This window comes from Corallincola spongiicola (genome assembly GCF_004284785.1).
Lineage (GTDB): Bacteria > Pseudomonadota > Gammaproteobacteria > Enterobacterales > Neiellaceae > Corallincola > Corallincola holothuriorum.
This window is the reverse complement of the sequence record NZ_SHLY01000001.1, coordinates 470,611-490,687: the sequence shown is the minus strand read 5'-3', so window position 1 is coordinate 490,687 and position 20,077 is coordinate 470,611. Positions and strand designations below refer to the sequence as shown.

General features: G+C 47.4%; 11 protein-coding genes. 4 read left to right on the top strand and 7 right to left on the bottom strand.

Annotation, left to right across the window (positions count from 1 at the left end):
• Positions 1–193 precede the first annotated feature (193 nt).
• Complete coding sequence (locus EXY25_RS02090; RefSeq protein ID WP_130565552.1) at positions 194–1,993, bottom strand: tetratricopeptide repeat-containing diguanylate cyclase; 1,800 nt, start codon at positions 1,991–1,993, stop codon at positions 194–196.
• A 447-nt stretch (positions 1,994–2,440) separates the two neighbouring features.
• Between EXY25_RS02090 and EXY25_RS02085 the strand changes: the two genes are divergently transcribed.
• Complete coding sequence (locus tag EXY25_RS02085; protein WP_130565551.1) at positions 2,441–2,863, top strand: hypothetical protein; 423 nt, start codon at positions 2,441–2,443, stop codon at positions 2,861–2,863.
• 37 nt (positions 2,864–2,900) lie between these two features.
• On the opposite strand, the gene EXY25_RS02080 is transcribed toward EXY25_RS02085, so the two are convergent.
• The 4 genes from EXY25_RS02080 to EXY25_RS02065 all read right to left on the bottom strand — a co-directional run bounded on the left by EXY25_RS02080 (position 2,901) and on the right by EXY25_RS02065 (position 9,069).
• A complete protein-coding gene (locus tag EXY25_RS02080; RefSeq protein WP_130565550.1) occupies positions 2,901–3,764 on the bottom strand; it encodes a putative RNA methyltransferase in 864 nt (287 codons plus the stop codon).
• Between the two features lie 166 nt (positions 3,765–3,930).
• Positions 3,931–5,811: a tetratricopeptide repeat-containing diguanylate cyclase gene (locus EXY25_RS02075; protein ID WP_130565549.1), complete on the bottom strand. Its 1,881-nt coding sequence runs from the start codon at positions 5,809–5,811 to the stop codon at positions 3,931–3,933.
• Positions 5,812–5,968: 157 nt separating this feature from the next.
• Positions 5,969–7,858 carry a sensor histidine kinase gene (locus EXY25_RS02070; protein ID WP_130565548.1) on the bottom strand — a complete coding sequence of 630 codons (1,890 nt, stop codon included), beginning with the start codon at positions 7,856–7,858 and terminating at the stop codon, positions 5,969–5,971.
• A complete protein-coding gene (locus tag EXY25_RS02065; RefSeq protein ID WP_165419223.1) occupies positions 7,858–9,069 on the bottom strand; it encodes a sugar ABC transporter substrate-binding protein in 1,212 nt (403 codons plus the stop codon). Before EXY25_RS02065 ends, EXY25_RS02070 begins: the two co-directional genes overlap by 1 nt.
• A gap of 231 nt (positions 9,070–9,300) precedes the next feature.
• On the opposite strand from EXY25_RS02065, the gene EXY25_RS02060 reads away from it, so the two are divergent.
• Positions 9,301–10,947, top strand: coding sequence for an AMP-binding protein (locus EXY25_RS02060; RefSeq protein WP_130566025.1), 1,647 nt, complete (start codon positions 9,301–9,303; stop codon positions 10,945–10,947).
• 67 nt (positions 10,948–11,014) lie between these two features.
• Here EXY25_RS02060 and EXY25_RS02055 read toward each other — a convergent pair whose 3' ends face one another.
• The gene (locus EXY25_RS02055) at positions 11,015–12,703 is read right to left on the bottom strand and encodes an NAD-dependent malic enzyme (RefSeq protein ID WP_130566024.1); all 1,689 of its coding nucleotides are present in this window, start codon (positions 12,701–12,703) and stop codon (positions 11,015–11,017) included.
• Positions 12,704–12,840: 137 nt separating this feature from the next.
• Positions 12,841–13,329: a YajQ family cyclic di-GMP-binding protein gene (locus EXY25_RS02050; RefSeq protein ID WP_130565546.1), complete on the bottom strand. Its 489-nt coding sequence runs from the start codon at positions 13,327–13,329 to the stop codon at positions 12,841–12,843.
• A gap of 483 nt (positions 13,330–13,812) precedes the next feature.
• On the opposite strand from EXY25_RS02050, the gene gltB reads away from it, so the two are divergent.
• Entirely contained in the window at positions 13,813–18,420 is a 4,608-nt protein-coding gene (gene gltB, locus EXY25_RS02045) for a glutamate synthase large subunit (protein WP_130565545.1), read from the top strand.
• Between the two features lie 20 nt (positions 18,421–18,440).
• Positions 18,441–19,928 carry a glutamate synthase subunit beta gene (locus tag EXY25_RS02040; protein ID WP_130565544.1) on the top strand — a complete coding sequence of 496 codons (1,488 nt, stop codon included), beginning with the start codon at positions 18,441–18,443 and terminating at the stop codon, positions 19,926–19,928.
• Positions 19,929–20,077: the final 149 nt, after the last annotated feature.

The window sequence follows — 20,077 nt, the reverse complement described above, 5'->3', positions numbered from 1 at the left end:
ATTCCGTCAATGGTTCATCTCTCAAATCTATGAATAGTGCAAGAATATTTAATAACCGCACTACGATCTACCTAGTCAAAACTAGCGACATTTACTCGGTAGAGCAAGGTTAAATAAGCAAAAACTGGTTTAAATTCATTATTATAAGAAGGACAAACAAAAATATACCATCGCAGCGCTAATGATAAAGAGACTAATCGGAGAGCGTGGTTAAGACGGGGTTCAATGGCGCTTGATAGAATTCGACCCGATCGCGCCCTGCTCTTTTGGCTGAATAGAGTGCTTTATCCGCACAGTCGATCAACTTATCTAACGATGCCGTTTTATCGGCCTCATCGACTACTGCAGCACCATAACTAAGCGTAACGGTAACCATACGTCCCTGTTCATGAACTGGCACCATAGACAAACGACATCTGTCTATCACTGCCTGCGCTTGTGCTTTGTTCGCCCCGGGCAAAAATAGGGTAAATTCTTCACCGCCGGTGCGGGCTAAAATATCATTTTGTCGAATACTACTACGTAATTGGCTTGCAACTGCTTTTAACATGCGATCACCGGCAGCATGACCATAGGTGTCATTTACCTGTTTAAACCAATCGATATCAGCCATGATGACGGTAAAAGGTAAACTACGTTTTTGATGAGAAGCATATACCCGTTCAGCAATTTCCAATCCGTGTCGACGATTATAGATCTCGGTTAATCCATCCACGGATGCCAAATGCCGGAACTGATGACTATTACTTTTATAACGGGTCATCAGGTAGAAGAGCAGTAAACAGACGCCGACAGTCACGGCCAAAACCGAACCCAATATCCATAACCGCTGGCTACTGGCTGACTCACGCAACTCGAAAAGCTGTTGTTCTTTTTCCAACAACGCGAGTTGACGATTCTTTTCATTGGTTTCAAATTGAGTTTGTAAAAAGGCCATGCGCTGAGCTTTTGCATCATCCATAATGCGGTTGGAAATAATCCGCTGCTTTTTATAATACTCCGCCACAGCCTTGTGATTGCCCTTCTTCTCTTCTAGTTCAGCGGACAATAGCAATGCATCTGCATACTCAACTAGCATTTCAAATCGTTCAGCCTCAGGCACAACGATGTCTAACAATTGCTCAGCAGCCTGATCATCGCCCATTAATACCAATAGCTTTGCTATCTGCAACTTCGACTCAATGATCCCCCAGCGATAGTCAACAGCTTCTAAATGAGCCAGACCTTCAAGTGCTTTCTCATAAGCTTGTTGATAACCGCCACGGGAAGACAACATTTCTGAATAAGTCAGCTTAGCCATGCCCAGATAAAGCACCTCATTGCCAGCCTCGCAAAACTTCAACGCTTGGTTGTAAGTTTCTTCAACCGCCAGATCATTTTTCATCTCTTGATAGACAAACATCAAACCAATCAGTGCGTCACATTGCGCTTTATCCGTACCGATTTGCTTGGCAATAGCCACATCACTTAATGCGTACTCTTTGGCTTTCTCATGGTCTCCGGCACCGATGAACTGCTCGGCAGCAACACTGTACACAATTTGTTGTGAGGCAATATCAGTGGTTAACTCGACTAACGGCAACATCTCATTCAGATAACGAAACGCTCGCTCGTAGTCACTCTCCACGTAAGCCATCTGTGACAACAACGAATAGGCGCGGATCATCTGCTCGGTAGCGAGGTCGTGATAAAACAGGGAATTGATTTTCTGTTTGGCGTGTTCATAAGCACCTTTCAGTATCAACTGATGTGCGTCGACCAAAAGTAACCTATCCCGCTCTTTTTGCGACAGCTGGTCGAAATTGCTATTTAATTCAGAAAGTAGCGCTTGCACTTTGGCTGGTTCTGAGTGGCTAAGGGCTTCAGCCTCAGTCAATAGGCTATGGTAATGAGAAGAGGTTGCGTGAGCTTGAATGCTAGTAAAAAAGATTAACAACAAGGCACAAAAGCATACTGAAGACAGTCTGAACTTCAGTATTTTCTGCTCGCTCAACTTTTTTCCTAACAAAAAATAGACACTCACATAGTATGCGGCATTAAACGGGCCGCTTTCCCTTGTATATTTCGCTAGTTTACTTAATCCAACGATGAGGCGCCACGGTTCCTTTAGCGATAACGAAAATTCAGGTCAGGCCAAAAAATAAAGCTGGGAGGGTTTCCCAAACCGAGTCTATATTTAGAGTGATTCGATTAATTAGGGATGATAACGAATGTCTAACCCCGTCGACAAAATATTGGTATTAGCTACCACATCCTCGCTACCCGATGCCGATTGCTTCATCAGTCATGACTTACCAATAGGTTGCCAGAGGCAACATCGCTGTGGCTTGGCCTTACAAGCGTCCCCATCAAAGCCCTAACTTACAACAAGCCGTAGATTTGACTGATTAGGCAGCTTCATCACCCCGCAGCATTACCATAGAGTAAAAGGAGATATACAATGTCTGTACCCATAACGAAAATCATGTTGATTGTTTCAACTGCTACAGAGGCAAATGCTGACTCTGATATGTTTGTCGAGTTGTATATCGGCGGTTTATCAAGCGCTGAACTCCCCTTAGCAGGTCCACAAGGTGCCTCAAAAATATTTGAGATTCCAACATCAGGCGATCTAAACCTAGATCAGGTATCGCCAACTGATATAGAGCTCAGCGTCGATGGCGATGCGCCATCAAGCTTTAACGCATGGTTACCTAGCAGTTGCTATGTGCTTGGCAAAGGGGATTCAACCGATTATCAATTACTCTGCGCCATTCCTAAGTGGCCCAGTTCAATCTGGTTTTGTGCCGATAGTAATGCCCATGAGGATCCACCCGCCTTTAATGGCGTTGTGACATTGCAGATGGTACTTGACGCCATGTAGCGCCTAAAGGGGCGAGGTGCTGCCCCTTGATTTTTTCCTAATCTTTGATAAACACGCGAAAAGAAACGTCAATAGTCAGCGTTAAATGCTCAAGTGAGGTCACCTTCTCTATCCCCTCTTTCGGTGCGCGATGCATGTGTGGCGTCATTCCCAACAACCGTTCAATATCTACACTAGGCAGATCACGTTTCACTGTCAGTCGCTCACTGTGAGACAGCGAAAAACCAGCCTCTATCGCCCCATCATTGGACGCCGGCTGAAACAGTTTAATTGTCGGATAGAGCAACTTCCGCATTTCGATCAAATGATCTTCATACGTATCAACCAGTATTAGCACGCCACCGGATTTAAGCGTATCAGCAAAAGAGTCATAGCAATGGAAGCCGAATGCACAAAGAATAAGGTCAGTACTCGCCCTATTTACGGGAATAGACTTATTACTCGCTACAATCCATTGAATCGATTTGTCGCGTTTGGCTGCAGCTTGCACTGCCCATTTTGATATATCTAATCCGCAGAGAAGCACCTCTGTCGCCAGTGATAAGCGGCGCAGATGAGTGGCTAATTCAGTCAAATAGTAACCCTCACCACACCCGCCATCAATCACTGTATAACTCTCTAGCGAAGAACGAGTAGTGAGCTGTTTGCTTACAAGATCATTGATTTTTTCAGCTATCGCATCGTAATACCCACCAGCCAAAAAGGCGTGGCGCCACTGCACCATCTGCTTAGAATCTCCAGGGGAAAGGCTGCGTTTGTTTTGCACCGGTAGCAAATTCACATGACCATTACGTGACTTATCAAAACTATGGCCAGTACCACAAACCAAACGCGAGGGCTCAGCGACCAATGGTTTTGCACATAGCGGACAGACAAGCTTATTCAATGGGGAAACTATCATTAACGGATGCCACTTAGAGACTTTCAGCGCATATAGTAAGCCAACCTGCGAACAGCGGCCATCCCTCTATTAGACAAGGCCCTGCATAACTACACATGGTGCCTTGTCGATAGACAATAACGATAGAAAGTTGCCGATGACTTATATCGCTTTGCAATCGGGCGCTCTAGCGTTCAATTTCAACGCAATCACGTCCATTTTCCTTGGCGCGATATAGTGCATTATCCGCCCGTTGGATCAGTTCAGACAAATTACTGTCATCTGCTGTTAATTGCGCCACCCCAATACTGACTGAAACCTTCATATCAACGGCAATAGTCGCGGTATCAATATCTGAGATCTTTTGACGCAACCGCTCTGCAACCTTTGCCGCATGATCCAGTCCGGCTCCGGGTAATAGCGCTAAAAACTCCTCTCCCCCTGTTCTGCCAACTCGATCCTGATAACGCATGACGGACAATGATGCTGGTGCAATCAGTCGCAGCACTTCATCACCACCGTGGTGGCCATAGGTATCATTTATGCGTTTAAAGTAATCAATATCAAACACCAGAACTGAAAACGGCGCGTGTTCAGCTCTCGCATGATCGATCATCTCTTTGCCACGTTGAAGGATGTCACGTCGGTTAGGTAATCCAGTAAGCTCATCAGTTGATGCTAACCGGTGTAGCTGCCGCTTACTGTTCACCTGTCGAATGAGAAACACCAAGGCAACCAATAAAAGTATGCCACCGAGAAACAGCACTATCAGTTGCCATCTCCGTCGCTCCTCTAACGACTCGACCTGCTTTTGCTTAATTAAAGTGTCGGCTTTCAAACGCTCATTTTCAGCTTCTTTTCTTGCGACATCGAACTCAACCTGCATTCGAACCGTTTGCTGTTTACGCAACATAAGATCGAGTTGTTCATGATTGCGCTGATACTCTTCAGTGGTTTCATAGGCTTCCTGCCAGCGTTTCTCTGCTGACAAGGCTTTAGCTTTTGCTTGCAGCAACCAAGCTAAATATCGAAAATTCTTCTCTTTACGAATGCTGGGTTCAGCGAAGTCAAAATAATCAAGTGCCTTTTGGTTGTCACCCAACTGGTAATGTGCTCGTCCGATAAATAAGTGCACTAATGCCGATGTGCCAAAATCTGGATGTTCGTCGAAAATAGCCTCCGACAACGACAAATGCTTAAGCGCTTGCGTAGGTTTCTCTAGAGCAAGCATTACCCCGGCAATGTTTAAACGCGAAAATGCAACGCCGTAATCATCAGATTGAGCTAAATAATAATCTAGAGCATCACTATATAGCGTATAAGCTTGTTGATATTGGCCTTGATCCTCAAGCACCAAGGCAATCTGTTCGCGTATCTCTAACAAGGCACTGACCTTGTCCTCTTCAAGAAAAATACGCTCCAACTGTTGGTAATACTCCAGCGCACGATCAAAGTTGCCTATTCGGCGGTAGGTATTCGCTATCGAAGCCATGTTTTGCCGGATCCAATAGGTGATATCAGCTGATTCGTAATACTTCTGCGCAACAAGTAGATCGCCGAGACCAAGCGCTAATTCCCCTCGATAGGCATAGAGATCGCCACGGCTCGAATATGCATCGGCGATTAATTGCTCATGTTCGCTGTTGATAACTAGCTCAATTGCAAGGTTGTAATCTTGCAAGGCCAGATCGACATCACCATATACTTGCTCGTAATAGCCGCGACAGACATGGAAGTCCGCTATCGCAGCCAAGTCGTTGGCCGCTTCAGCCTCAGCAATATAGTTAGTAGCCACCGCAATGAGCTTAGGTGGTGTCTGAACCTCGTTCGGCTCCAAGCTCCAGCAATGTAGACGTTTCCAACGCATTAACAACGCTTTGTCGGCCACATCAATGGTGTTATATAGCGACTGTAAACGCCGTTGGAATTCTGCCGTAGTGACATACTGCCCTGCTTCTAGCGCATCAAACTCGCGCTCAATTTCTGATGGCGCGGCAGCCCAAATAATGCTGCTGCCCAAAATGACAATCAGCGTTGCCGTTGCTAACCGGCTGAAAATTTTAAACAAGATGAAACCTTATAGCTTTTAAGTTGCAAATATTGGGTATATAGCCCTCAGAACCGCATTTTACCGTGGAACAACGATAAGTTTAGTACTGAATGCAATAGGCTTGATCTCAAACAGACATGTCTAATGCATATTAACGGATCGTAGATAGGCTTGGCTAAGCTGGCGTTAATGGCGCCGTAATTACAAACCGCAAACCACCACTTTGACCATGCGAGGCTGTTATCTTTCCGCCTAGTTTTTGCGTCACCATATTGTAGACGATATGCATCCCCAGCCCGGTGCAGCCCCGGTTTCGACCCGTCGTAAAAAACGGTTCAAAAAGGCGACTCATCACCTCATCGGAGACACCAGCGCCATCATCTTCATAACTCAGTGTTAGATTGTCCGCCGTTGCCTCATAACTAATTGCTATGCGATGGATTTGGTTTTTCTCAAAGCCATGCTTAAAACTATTTAAAACAAAGTTGCAGATAATATGGCTAAATGCACCTGGATAACTGTCAAGTTCTAAGCTCTCATCGCCCTTCACTTCTATTTGTACCTGATACTTCTTGGTTTCCGCTTGCAGGCTAGCGACGACCTCACGCACATACGTACCCAACCGGAAAATTCTGCGATAGCCACTGGACTGGTCGACAGAAACTTCCTTGAAGGTTCTAACCAGTTCGGCTCCCCGATGGAGGTTATATTCGAGAAGTGAGAGCACTTCGTCTGATCGCCCAAAAAAACGCTGTAGTTCGCTACGTTTTAATTTTCCAGCGTCAAAACTATTCACGATAGATCGAAGATCATCGGCCATCGTCGTCGTGGCAGTTAATGAGATACCTAATGGCGTGTTTATTTCATGGGCTACGCCAGCAACTAACTGGCCAAGTTGAGCATTTTTTTCTGTTTCCACCAAATGGCTTTGTAGCTTTCTTAACTGTTCAAGGGTATCTGACAATTCAACATTCGTTGAGCGTAACAACTCGGTACGTTCCAAAACCTTGCACTCTAGCTGAGCCTGATCTTCTATCACTCGGCTGGTAAGCCTATTAACCAGGGCTAAAAGCTGCGCTGGCTCTCGGTAACGGACGTCTACAGAAGACTGACCATAGTCACCAAGGGAGATACGTGCGACAAGGTTAGACAACTGTTTAAACGGTGCTAGGAGTCGCTTTGCCACGATAAACGATACGATAAGGACAGCCGTCAATAGCGCTGCCAGCACTAAGCTAAGTTGAATAATGGTTTTATTAACCTGCGTCGACACCATGGATTTCGGTACGCCGACTTCAATCACTAACGATACGTCAGCACCAGCATCCTGCTCCACGACGTAAGTAATATAGTCGCCGCGATCATACTGGCTGTTATACGCATCGTGATCGTTAATCACGATGGAAAACAATCGCGCCCCATCCAATGTGCCAGACACCTTATCTACCATCTCATCAACATCAATGAACATAACTAACGCACCAGTTAAAGTGGTGGTCGGCGCATCTTTCAAGCTAACAAGATGTAGTGGAGTCATAAAAGTGACAACTGAGCGAGAGTCTCCTTCGTCAAACGATAACGAAATAATATCGACTTTGATTTCATCGGTGTGATCGGCGAGAAGATTTGTTTTCAAAAAGTCCTGCAATTGGGAATCAATCGCTGATAAGTCGTACAACAGATACTCAATAGGACTTGCTTCTGTGGCTACGCCGAGACTATCGAATATCACTGCGCCGACGCCGGATTGCTCTCTAACCAGCCAGCGATCGAGTTTTGCAGTAGCATAGCCGGCGAAAGCACCATTTCGTGACGCTTGTGCTACATCATTGTCGCTCCCAATTTCGACGACGCGCTCCATTGTTCCGGTGATGTCTGCTGCAATTAGCCCACCAACAGCATCGGCTTGCAACCTGGCGCGGTTTTGACTTTGATCGACGAGAACTTCCTGCAAGGTGGATACAAAACCAACGCTGATTAACAGAGCAGGCAGCAAAGCAAAGCCAACAATGACTGCGACTAAAATACGACTTAACTGTGGTTGATCTTTATCCGTAATATTCATTATTTCTGCGTTTCTGTCTGACGTCGCAGCTCTCGCTCAGCATGGGTTTGCATAAACTCAACCGCCTGCTCTCCGGTCGCTTTACCTCGCATATAGAGCGCAACTCCCTTAGCCATACCGATCCATGCGGCGGACATTTCTGGCGACGGAGGCATGGGGATCGTGTGCTCCATCTGCGCAAAAAACACTGCCATATCTGGATCATCTTTGAATGATTGCTTAATCTCGCTATACGCCTGTGTTGTTGTCGGCATCATCCCAGTCTCTTGATACATCACTCTCTGGGCATCTGCCGTCAGCATGAACCGAACAAAACTCTCGATATCTGATTTTCGGTGTCCGTTTAAGGCGTCCCCCGGAAACATCAAGGTAATTGAAGAGCTCATTGACCGCATTCGAGCGCCGTCGACCTTTGGTAACATGGCAACACCGAAATCTTGTCCAAGCTTTTGCTTTAGCTGGTTAAATGCCCAGTCGCCATTGATCGCATAGGCGTACTCACCGGCAATGAACTTTTCATAAACACACTCATAGGAACAGCGCATGTTAATAACGCCGAGTTCAGTTTGTTGCCGATAGTACTCTAAGCCTTTCGCAATCTCCGGCGAGCCAAGTTGTATGCCACTGTCATCAACAGGTACTCCACCAAATGCCGTCAAAAATGGTATCACCCAGTACATTTCCATCGGCTTCCAGGCAATTAGCTTTGCTCCTTTCCCCTCTACAATCTCTCGTTGAGCGATAAGCCCTGCCCAACTGTTCGCAGACTCAGCAACCAGGCTCTTATTGAAGTAGAGCATCAAGTGGTTGCCGTATAGCAAAGGAACGCCATACTGTTTGCCGCCATCAGTCACACTGCTTGTTGCCCCCTCGATCATCGGTTGGCTAAACGGTTCAGCGATCTCTGATAACTTCAAAATGGCACGGTTACCAATAAAGTCTGATGGTGCAAAGATAATGTCAGGGGCGACGCCCTCACCCACAGCTCGAATCGAAGAGGCTTTCAGGTCACCAGTCGGCATGTGCTGCACAACAAGCGTTATCCCGGTCTCAGCGTGAAATTGCTGACCAAGCTTGGTAAACGCACTTTCTGCTTCAAATTTTTCGTACCAAAGTACGAGTTGGCGCTCTTTGCCCAATACCCCTGCACTGATCGGCAGTGAAGCGACTAAGATCAACCAAATAAATCTAACGAAAAAAGTGTATCTCATTGTCATGTCGCCCTATTTCTCCTGAGTAGTAAGCATGGCTAAGATAGAATATTTTTTCCTCTTCTTGGGTCAAATAATCATTCGTTAACGGGGAACCAAATCACGGTCTAGCAATCAGATTGCCTAAGTCTGCTCCGTATTGGCATTATCATCACCGAGCAACTATATCTAGCTAACTGTAGCCAGTACATTTTCATCCAGAATAATAAGGTGGAACCCACTTTGATAAGAATGCCCATTGATGAGTTAAAGCACCGCAGCGAACAACACCCCGACAAGATCTATTTACGCCAACCGGACAATGGCCAGATTCAAGACTATAGCTGGGCACAGGTATACAGCACTGCAACGCAGCTTGCCGGCGCGTTAGTACATCAAGGGTTAAAAAAAGGCGATCGTGTCGCTATTATCGGGAAGAATTGCGCAGAGTGGTTTATAGCTGACTGGGCGATCATGATGGCAGGAATGATATCGGTTCCTATCTATCCAACGGTCGGTAGAAAAACGCTGGCTCACATACTTAATCACAGTGAAGTAAAGCTAGCGTTTATCGGTAAGTTAGACAATAGCCATGCCCTATCTGAGGTGGTAAAGAATACCGCATTCAGCAAGTTGCTCACCGTTGCCATGCCTTATCCAACAGTTCCATGTGATTTTAGCTGGGCCAATTTCTTAAACGTGGCACCGCCTCTTGCTGACCTTCATACACCTGATGATGATGAAGTGATGACCATCATCTATACCTCTGGCAGCACCGGCACCCCAAAAGGCGTTGTGATGAGTTACGAGGCCTACCGCTATGCCAGTGCCCAAACCCAATTGAGTTTAGGCGTACTTGATAGTGATCGCGTGATATCTTATCTGCCTCTAGCTCATATCACCGAGCGAGGCGTGATCCAAGGTCCTAGCTTGTATGCGGGCTGTACCGTCTACTTTGTTGAGTCGTTAGCTACCTTTATTGAAGATCTCAACCGGGCACAACCAACATTTTTCCTATCCGTGCCCAGGCTTTGGAACAAATTTCTTGCCAATATTCATGCGCGACTGTCGCCGAAGAAGTTATCATTTCTTCTGTCACTCCCTATCGTAGGTAACCTCGTTGCGCAAAAAATACGCCGCACGTTGGGGCTGGATAAAGTCAGGGTTTTCGGCTCAGGCTCGGCGCCGATATCGCCGGAAATACTCCGTTGGTATAAAAAACTGGGAATGAACATTTCCGAAGGCTGGGGAATGACAGAAACCGGTGGGCTTTCCTGCTGTAACCTACCTTTCAACGAACTGCATATCGGTAGCATCGGCAATCCTATAGAAGGTACTGAAATTAAACTGTCGAAACAGGGAGAGATACTGATACGCTGCCCCGGACTGTTCCAAGAGTACTATCAGGATCCTGAACTCACCGAAGCCAGTTTCACTGAAGATGGCTTCTTTTGTACCGGAGACAAGGGCACTTTTAACAGCGAAATAGGCGCCTATCAGATCACTGGGCGTGTCAAAGAGCTATTCAAAACAGAAAAGGGAAAATATGTTGCCCCCGTGCCACTGGAGTCTCGCCTTGGTGAAAACGAATTACTAGAGCAGATCTGTGTCATGGGCACGCTAATGCCGCAACCGGTCGCCGTTGTCGTATTAAGCGAGACCTCCACTAAAATGAGTAACTCGGCGATCGAACTTAGCTTATCGGCAACACTCGAAAAGATTAATCGACGTTTGGAAGCCCATGAAAAGATCGCTCAGATATTCGTAGCTAAAGACGAGTGGACAATAGAAAACGATCTATTAACCCCAACCCTTAAGATAAAACGAGCGGATATCGAGGAGCGTTATCTTCCGTTGATCGCCAACCTTTCAGAAAAAAAGGTAGCGTGGGAACAATAGCTGCCCAGGTAAAATTAGAAATAGCGTACTGAATCGATATCAGCACGCTATTTCTATTAAAGAGGGATCAGAATGAGGTACGTTTGTAACGACGGTATTCCGGCTTCCAAAAGCTGTCATCAATAGCTTGCTCTAGGGCGTCGTCACTGATCTGAGTAGCCACGCCATCTGCCATTGCAGCAATAGCGACATCAAACGCAATTTTCCGGCTGACCAATTGCACATCTTCCATCGGAGGCAGCAATGCGCCGTCGCCATTAATCGCCAGCGGAGACGTGTCAGCTAAAGCGCGACTAGCAGCCATCAACATATTATCAGTGATACGCTTGGCACCGCAGGCCAGCGCCCCCAACCCAATGCCTGGGAATATGTAACTATTATTACACTGTGCTATCTCAAACACCTTTTCACCTAATGCGACGGGCGAAAATGGACTACCCGTAGCAACAAGCGCTTCTCCCTGTGTCCATTGCAATATCTCTGCGGGCGTCGCTTCAACCCGACTGGTCGGGTTCGACAATGGCAACACGATCGGCCGAGAGCAATGCTGATGCATCTCTCTAATTATCTGTTCAGTAAATAGCCCTGGCACCCCAGAAACGCCGATCAATACACTCGGTTTCCCCTGCTTCACGACGTCGAGCAGCGACACATTGCCCTCTTCGTCACTCCAGTGGCCGGTTGACTCGATACTTTGGGTCAATTTTTGTTGAAACGGCAACAAATTGGGCATCCCATCTTGGAGAAGGCCCCAACGATCGACCATATAAACCTGTGATCTCGCTTGGCTATCTGAGATCCCTTCGGCCACCATCTGCGCAATAATTGCTTCAGCGATCCCACACCCAGCGGAACCGGCACCAAGAAAAGCTATACGTTGTTGGTGCAGAGCGCTGCCAGCCGCTTTACAGGCCGCGAGTAATGAACCAACCGTAACCGCTGCAGTACCCTGAATGTCATCATTAAAGCAACATAGTTTATCTCGATAACGTTCTAGTACGGGCATCGCATTCTTCTGAGCGAAATCTTCAAACTGCACCAGCGCGTCAGGCCAGCGTACTTTAATCGCTTCCATCACATCATCAACAAATCGGTAGTACTCATCGCCGGATATACGGGGATGACGCCAACCCAGATACATGGGATCATCGATGAGCTGGGGGTTGTTGGTGCCCACATCTAAGACTAGGGGCAGCGTGTAGGCGGGGCTAATGCCACCACAAGCGGTATAAAGACTCAGTTTTCCTATCGGGATCCCCATGCCACCAATACCTTGATCACCCAACCCCAAAATACGTTCGCCATCGGTAATAACGATCACTTTTACATTGTGACGAATAGAGTTATTGAGAATATCTTCGATACGCTCCCTGTCGGGATAACTAACAAATAGGCCACGAGAACGACGGTAATTGCGAGAAAACTGTTCACAGGCGTGACCAACCGTCGGCGTATAGATGATCGGCATCATCTCGGAAATATGAGCAGCAACCAGCTTATAGAACAGTGTCTCATTGGTGTCTTGAATGTTACGTAGATAGATATGCTTATCTATGTCAGATTCAAACGCTTTATACTGCAGATACGCACGCTCACCTTGCTCCTCGATGCTCTCAATAGCACTCGGAACCAACCCTTCAAGATTAAACTCTCGCCGTTCAAGCTCGGAGAAACCACTACCCTTGTTGAGTAAGGCAGTTTCTAACAGAATAGGGCCAGCATAAGGAATATAGACGGGGCGTTTATCAGGCATCAGATGACTCGTTATTGGCGCCAACGGGCGATTGTTTTGTTTAGATATATCTTAAAACGCAGTTAAGACTGCAATTTCAGACAGTGTACCACCGCCATCCTTTTGATAGAAAAACAAAAGAATGGCGCTTCAAGTCATTTTTAATCTCGAAAATTATCGAACTGAAGCGCTTGATCTAACTCTTCCGCCCTTAGCATTGCGATAACGGACTGCAGGTCGTCACGCTTTTTGCCGGTAACCCGCACCTTTTCACCTTGAATAGACGCCTGAACCTTTAGCTTTTTCTCTTTGATTAACTTGACTATTTTTTTTGAAAGCAAAGTGTCGAGTCCCTGCTGAAAACGCACAATACGACTAAATGACTTACCTCTATGGATATCCTTTTCGTCGATTTTAATCGCTTTGGGATCAACATTTCGTTTAACCATTGCGGCACGCAGCATGTCTTCCATCTGCTGCAGTTGGAAATCACCTCCTTCCGCTTTAATGGTTACCACCAGTTCCTTTAAATCAAAGCTCGCTTCGACATTTCTAAAATCAAAACGGTTGTTCAGCTCCCGACTCGCATTTTCCACAGCGTGTTTCACATCCACGACATCGACTTCAGAAACAACATCAAACGTAGGCATCTCTATTATTCCTCATACACAAAAACATAGGGTTAGAAGCGGTCAACGTATTCTAAACGCTAATCTGCTTTGAATCATGGCTTTGGATGCACAGATATTGCAAAATTAACCCTCACTGGAAGAATAGATTTGCTGCTATTTCAAGCAGTATTATGCATATCCATAGCTAAAACCTAAATATTCATGCATATTTTTCGAATAAAAAGCGAGAAATTACCCACGCATAATGGTATAAACCACGGTTCGGATCTTTCTTAATTGTACGGAGCCTAATGCTCTGCGCATAAAAATGCGCGTCTGACCAAGCGTGTTCCCCCTTGGTCGTCGTATTAAAGAAAGTGACATTACAGGGATCGATCGGCACTGAGGCGGTAACACGCGCCCAGCTACTCATAGAAGTAAACGCAATAGCGTAAATGCCTGATCCAACGAAAATAGGTGCATCCCGTTAACCGACACGCACCCAGATATAGGAAGTGTTAGATGACCACTAGTAGCAAACAATCTACTGGCCTTTATCGCTCTGATTTCGAGCATGATAGTTGTGGAATTGGCTTTGTCGCCAGCTTAAAAGGCGAGAAGTCTCACGACATTATTGAAAACGCTCTGACCATGCTGACCTGCATGGAACATAGGGGTGGTACCGGCTGTGACGTTGATAGTGGTGATGGTGCCGGTATTCTGATCCAGATCCCTCACGATTTTTTCAATGCAGAGTCAAAAAAACTTGGCTTTGCCTTACCTGCAGCCGGTGGTTACGGTGTTGGTATGGTGTTCTTCCCACCAAGCCTCGAAGAAGCAGCCAAATGTCGTAACATTCTGAATCAAAACATTCAGAAATTAGGTATGACCTTGCTTGGCTACCGCCCAGTGCCAAGAGACAACTCTAGCCTCGGTCAAGCCGCGCTCGATACCGAACCAACTACCGAACAGGTATTTATCGAAAAGCCGGCCGAGCTGACGCAGCAAGAATTTGAGCGTAAGCTTTTTGTATTGCGCAAATACACTGGCCACACACTGAATAACAGTGTGGTGAAAGAGAAAGACGATTGTTATGTCGCTTCACTTTCAACACGCACAATTGTCTATAAAGGGCAGTTAACGACCGCTCAGGTGCGTAAGTATTATCTGGATCTGCAAAACGATGATGTAACTTCATCGTTGGCCATGTTCCATTCGCGCTTCTCTACCAATACATTCCCAGCATGGCGTCGCGCCCAACCATTCCGTTATATGTCTCACAACGGCGAGATCAACACGGTAAAAGGTAACGTCAACTGGATGGCCGCCCGTGAAGCGCTGTTTGAAACAGTCAACTTCACCGATGCAGAGATGGAGATGTTGCTTCCTATCTGTAACCGCGGAAATTCTGACTCAGCTAACTTGGATATGGCGGTTGAGCTGTTAGTACTCAGCGGTCGCCCGCTGGCACAAGTGATGATGATGGTGGTACCAGAAGCCTGGCAGAGCCAGACTGACATGGACCCTGTTAAGCGTGCATTCTACGAGTACTACAGCTGTATCATGGAACCATGGGACGGACCTGCGTCTATCTCGTTCACAGACGGTAACGTCATCGGTGCAACACTAGACCGGAACGGCTTACGCCCTTCTCGCTATCTTGTCACTGATGATGGCATCGTTGTCATGGGTTCAGAAACCGGTGCATTGGTTGTTGACCAATCAAAAGTGGTACAAAAAGGCCGCCTGCAACCCGGTAAGATCTTCATCGCTGATCTGGAGCAAGGTCGCATCATTGCTGATGATGAAGTGAAAACAGATATCTGTTCACGCCAGCCTTATGCAAAATGGTTAGACGAGAACAAGATCGTTATTGATGACCTCCCTACCCCTGCCGCATCAGTTGCTCAACCCGTGCTAACCGATCTGCGTAAACGCCAGAAAGCGTTTGGTTATAGCAACGAAGACTTGAACCTGATTCTGGCTCAAATGGTCGGTACAGCAAAAGAGCCTTTAGGCGCCATGGGCATAGACAGCCCACTGGCTATCCTGTCTGACAAGTCGCAGAATTTGTCGAACTACTTTAAACAGTTGTTCGCCCAGGTCACTAACCCGCCTATCGACCCTATCCGTGAAGAGATGGTGATGTCGCTGCGCACATATGTTGGTGGCAACCAGAATCTACTCACAGAAACACCCCTTCACTGCCATAAGGTTGAGATTAAGCAACCCGTCCTCAGCAATGCGCAGTTAATGAAGTTGAAGCACATTGATCATAACCATTTCCAGTCAAAAACACTGGATACGGTATTCGCAACGACAGGAAAAGATGGCGAACTAGAGAAAGCGATTGATCGCGTTTGCCGTTATGCGAAAGATGCCGTCGAAGATGGCTACTCAATCATTATCTTGAGCGACCGCGCTACAGATAGCGATCATGCCGCCATCCCTTCACTGCTGATCACTTCAGCCGTTCACCATTACCTGATCCGCGAAGGCCTACGCACTAAAGCGGACCTGATCATTGAAGCGGGTGACGTACGTGAAACCCATCACTTTGCAACACTAATCGGTTATGGTGCATCTGCAGTAAACCCTTATCTGGCGCTGGAAACATTGCTGGAACTGCGCAATGACGGCGTAATTAAAAGCGAATTCAGCGACCAACAGGTTTTCGATAAGTACGTTAAAGCCGTCAATAGCGGCTTGCTGAAGATCTTCTCGAAGATGGGTATTTCGACGTTGCAGTCATACCAAGGCGCTCAGATCTTCGAAGCCTTGGGTATCAGCTCTGACGTGGTTCAGAAATACTTCACCGGCACAGTGACTCGTATCGAAGGTATCGGCCTTAACGAGATCGCTAAAGAAACCCTTGATAGCCACCGTGAAGGATTCCCACCAGCGGATCGTATTCATGTCGATGACTTGTTGAAGTCAGGCGGTGATTACGCATGGCGTAAAGACGGTGAACGTCACCTCTTTAACCCAACAACCATTCGTCTGTTACAGCACGCAACAGAAGAAAATAACTACGACACGTTCCGTGAATACGCGAAAAACGTTGATGACCAGAGCACAGAGGCATTCACTCTCCGTGGTTTGATGAAGTTCAAATCTGATCGCGCTTCCGTACCGTTAGAAGAAGTCGAATCAGTAGCAAACATCTTCAAACGCTTTGCGACTGGCGCCATGTCATTTGGCTCCATCTCTTGGGAAGCTCATACTACATTGGCTATGGCCATGAACCGTATTGGCGGCAAGAGTAACTCTGGTGAGGGCGGCGAAGATCCAATCCGCTTCACACCTGAAGCCAATGGCGATTCGAAGTTATCGAAGATTAAGCAGGTTGCTTCCGGTCGTTTCGGTGTCACTAGCTACTATCTGGCAAACGCAGAAGAATTGCAGATTAAGATGGCACAGGGCGCTAAGCCGGGTGAAGGTGGACAGCTGCCAGGTCACAAGGTCGATGCATGGATCGGTAAAACACGTGGCTCTACACCTGGCGTAGGTCTGATTTCACCGCCGCCACACCACGACATCTACTCCATCGAAGATTTAGCACAGCTAATCTACGATCTGAAGAACGCAAACCGCGAAGCACGTGTCAACGTTAAGCTGGTATCAGAAGCCGGCGTTGGCACCATTGCCTCTGGTGTATGTAAAGGTTACGCAGACGTTGTCCTTATCGCTGGCTACGACGGTGGTACCGGTGCATCGCCTCTGAGTTCAATTAAGCATGCAGGGCTGCCATGGGAACTTGGCCTATCTGAAACGCATCAAACCCTAGTACGCAACAAGTTGCGTAGCCGTATTACGGTGCAGGCCGATGGCCAAATGAAGACGCCACGTGACTTGGCCGTTGCCACACTGCTGGGTGCCGAAGAATGGGGTATTGCAACCGCAGCCTTGATTGTTGAAGGTTGTACCATGATGCGTAAGTGCCACCTCAATACCTGCCCTGTCGGTATTGCGACTCAGGATCCTGAGCTGCGCGCACGCTACAAAGGTAAAGTAGATAACGTCGTTAACTTCTTCACCATGATGGCCGAAGGTCTGCGTGAACTGATGGCTGAACTGGGCTTCCGCACCATTAATGAAATGGTTGGTCAGACTCAGTGCCTCGAGATTCGTGACGATATCGACCATTGGAAATTCAAGAGCGTTGACCTCACCCCAGTACTGTTTAAAGCAGACAACCATGGTGGTGAAACCCTTTATAACAGCATCCCGCAAAAGCATCTGATTGATGACATTGTCGACCGCAAGCTAATTGCTGATGCCAAGCCAGCTCTCGACAATCAGACCGAGGTCAACCTAGCCTACGAAATCATCAACACAGACCGCAGTGTCGGCACCATGTTGTCCAACGAGATTTCGAAGAAGTATAAAGGCGAAGGCCTGCCGGAAGACACGGTTAAGGTTAAGTTCAACGGTTCTGCGGGCCAAAGCTTCGGTTGCTTTGCAGCCAAGGGGATCCGTTTCGAGCTCGAAGGTGACTCTAATGATTACTTCGGTAAAGGGCTTTCCGGCGGTAAATTAGTTGTTTACCCAGCCAAAGAGGCGCCTTTCGCGCCACGTGACAACATCCTTATCGGTAACGTTGCCTTCTTTGGTGGCACTGACGGTATCTCCTTTATTCGCGGTATCGCTGGCGAACGCTTCTGCGTACGTAACTCTGGCGTCACTGCGGTTGTTGAAGGTGTAGGTGACCACGGTTGTGAGTACATGACCGGAGGTAAAGCCGTGATTTTGGGTGCAACAGGCCGTAACTTCGCTGCAGGTATGTCCGGCGGTGTGGCTTACGTACTAGACGTCAATGGCGACTTCGCTGACAAGTGCAACATGGAGATGGTTGAGCTTGAGAAGATCGAAGACGCGGCAGAAAGCGCAGAGCTCAAGGCCCTGATCGAACAACACAAAGAAAATACCGGTTCAGATGTGGCAGAAGAACTCTTAGCGGATTGGGATGCAGCCATCGCCAAGTTCGTTAAAGTAATGCCTGTCGATTACAAACAGATGCAAGCCTACATGAATGTTGCACGTGCCAGTGGCAAGTTTGAATCCGACTATGACGTGGCTGTTGAAGCCTTCGACATGCACCTGAAAAATCTGGCAGCTCAGAAAGCCTGAGCCGGAAAGGAGAAGAAATCATGGGTAACCCAACAGGATTTTTGAAAGTAGAACGTGCGCTGCCAGCTGATCGTCATCCAGAAGAGCGCCTGATCGATTGGTTAGAAGTGCATGAACATATGCCGGAAGATGGCATCAAAGAGCAAGCCGGTCGTTGTATGGATTGCGGCGTGCCATTTTGCCAATCAGGCGAATCACAGTACGCGCCAGCCGTTGCTGGCTGCCCGGTAAACAACGTCATCCCTGAGTGGAATGATTTGGTTTATAACGGTCGCTGGAAGCAAGCGCTGCAGTTACTGCACAAAACCAACAACTTCCCCGAGTTTACCGGTCGCGTCTGCCCTGCCCCGTGTGAAGGCAGCTGTGTTCTCGGCATCAATGCCGATCCGGTCACTATTAAGCATCACGAATACGCGATCATTGAACGTGGTTTTGAGGAGGGCTGGGTAGTTGCTGAGCCTCCTTCACGCCGCACAGGTAAAACTGTCGCTGTTATCGGTTCAGGCCCTGCGGGCCTCGCAGCCGCTGCGCAACTTAATCGTGCTGGCCATATGGTTACCGTTTATGAGCGTGCTGACCGTATCGGTGGCTTACTGATGTATGGCATTCCTAACATGAAGCTGCAGAAAGAGATCGTTCAGCGCCGTGTGGATCTGTTGGCTGAAGAAGGCATCGTCTTCGTCACCAACACTGAAATAGGTAAAGATATCTCTGCAGACGAATTGAAGAGCAACTTTGATTCTGTTGTTATCGCAACGGGTGCTACCGTGCCAAGGGATCTGCCTGCAGAAGGCCGTCAGCTGAATGGCATTCACTTCGCGATGGAGTTCTTGGGTAAAAACACCAAGAGCCTGCTCGACAGTGAACATAAAGACGGTAACTACATCAATGCCAAAGACAAAAATGTCGTGGTAATAGGTGGTGGTGATACCGGAACCGACTGTGTGGGCACATCATTGCGCCACGGCTGTAAGAGCGTTATTCAGCTTGAAATTATGCCTGAGCCGGCAGCAGAGCGTGCTGATAACAACCCTTGGCCTCAGTGGCCGAAGGTGAAATTGGTTGATTATGGTCAGCAGGAAGCCGTCGCGGTACAGGGTGATGACCCGCGTGATTACCAGATGATGACTAAGCACATCGAAGATGATGGCAAAGGCAACGTCAAAGCTGTTCATACTGTCGCCATTGAATGGCAAAAGACTGACGATGGCCGTATGGCGCCAGTTGAAGTACCAGGTAGTGAGAAGGTCTACCCTGCGGATATCGTGCTGTTAGCCATGGGCTTCATGGGTCCAGAAGGTGGTTTGCTTGATTCATTGGGCGTTGAAAAAGATACGCGCTCAAACGCCAAAGCTGACTATGACAAGTTCGCCACTAACGTGCCGGGTGTATTCGCTGCGGGTGATGCCCGTCGCGGACAAAGCTTAATTGTTTGGGCTATCGACGAAGGCCGCCGCGCAGCACGCGAAGTAGATACGTTCTTGATGGGTAAAAGCTACCTGCCGTAAGGTATTACGCTGATACTCGCTGTATATAGAAAGCCCTTCTCTGAAGGGCTTTTTTTATTCCCCAAATAGCCAATGTTAGACTTTTCAATAAAATACAAATACTACAAACATCTAACTAGAAAGCTCTTCATCAAAGCTATCCTTCCGAC

Bases quoted from the DNA above. Each gene is read 5' to 3' on its own strand.
- EXY25_RS02085 (WP_130565551.1), top strand. From the start codon at position 2,441: ATGTCTGTACCCATAACGAAAATCATGTTGATTGTTTCAACTGCTACA.
- EXY25_RS02080 (WP_130565550.1), bottom strand. From the start codon at position 3,764: ATGATAGTTTCCCCATTGAATAAGCTTGTCTGTCCGCTATGTGCAAAA.
- EXY25_RS02070 (WP_130565548.1), bottom strand. From the start codon at position 7,858: ATGAATATTACGGATAAAGATCAACCACAGTTAAGTCGTATTTTAGTC.
- EXY25_RS02065 (WP_165419223.1), bottom strand. From the start codon at position 9,069: ATGAGATACACTTTTTTCGTTAGATTTATTTGGTTGATCTTAGTCGCT.
- EXY25_RS02060 (WP_130566025.1), top strand. From the start codon at position 9,301: ATGCCCATTGATGAGTTAAAGCACCGCAGCGAACAACACCCCGACAAG.
- EXY25_RS02050 (WP_130565546.1), bottom strand. From the start codon at position 13,329: ATGCCTACGTTTGATGTTGTTTCTGAAGTCGATGTCGTGGATGTGAAA.
- gltB (WP_130565545.1), top strand. From the start codon at position 13,813: ATGACCACTAGTAGCAAACAATCTACTGGCCTTTATCGCTCTGATTTC.
- EXY25_RS02040 (WP_130565544.1), top strand. From the start codon at position 18,441: ATGGGTAACCCAACAGGATTTTTGAAAGTAGAACGTGCGCTGCCAGCT.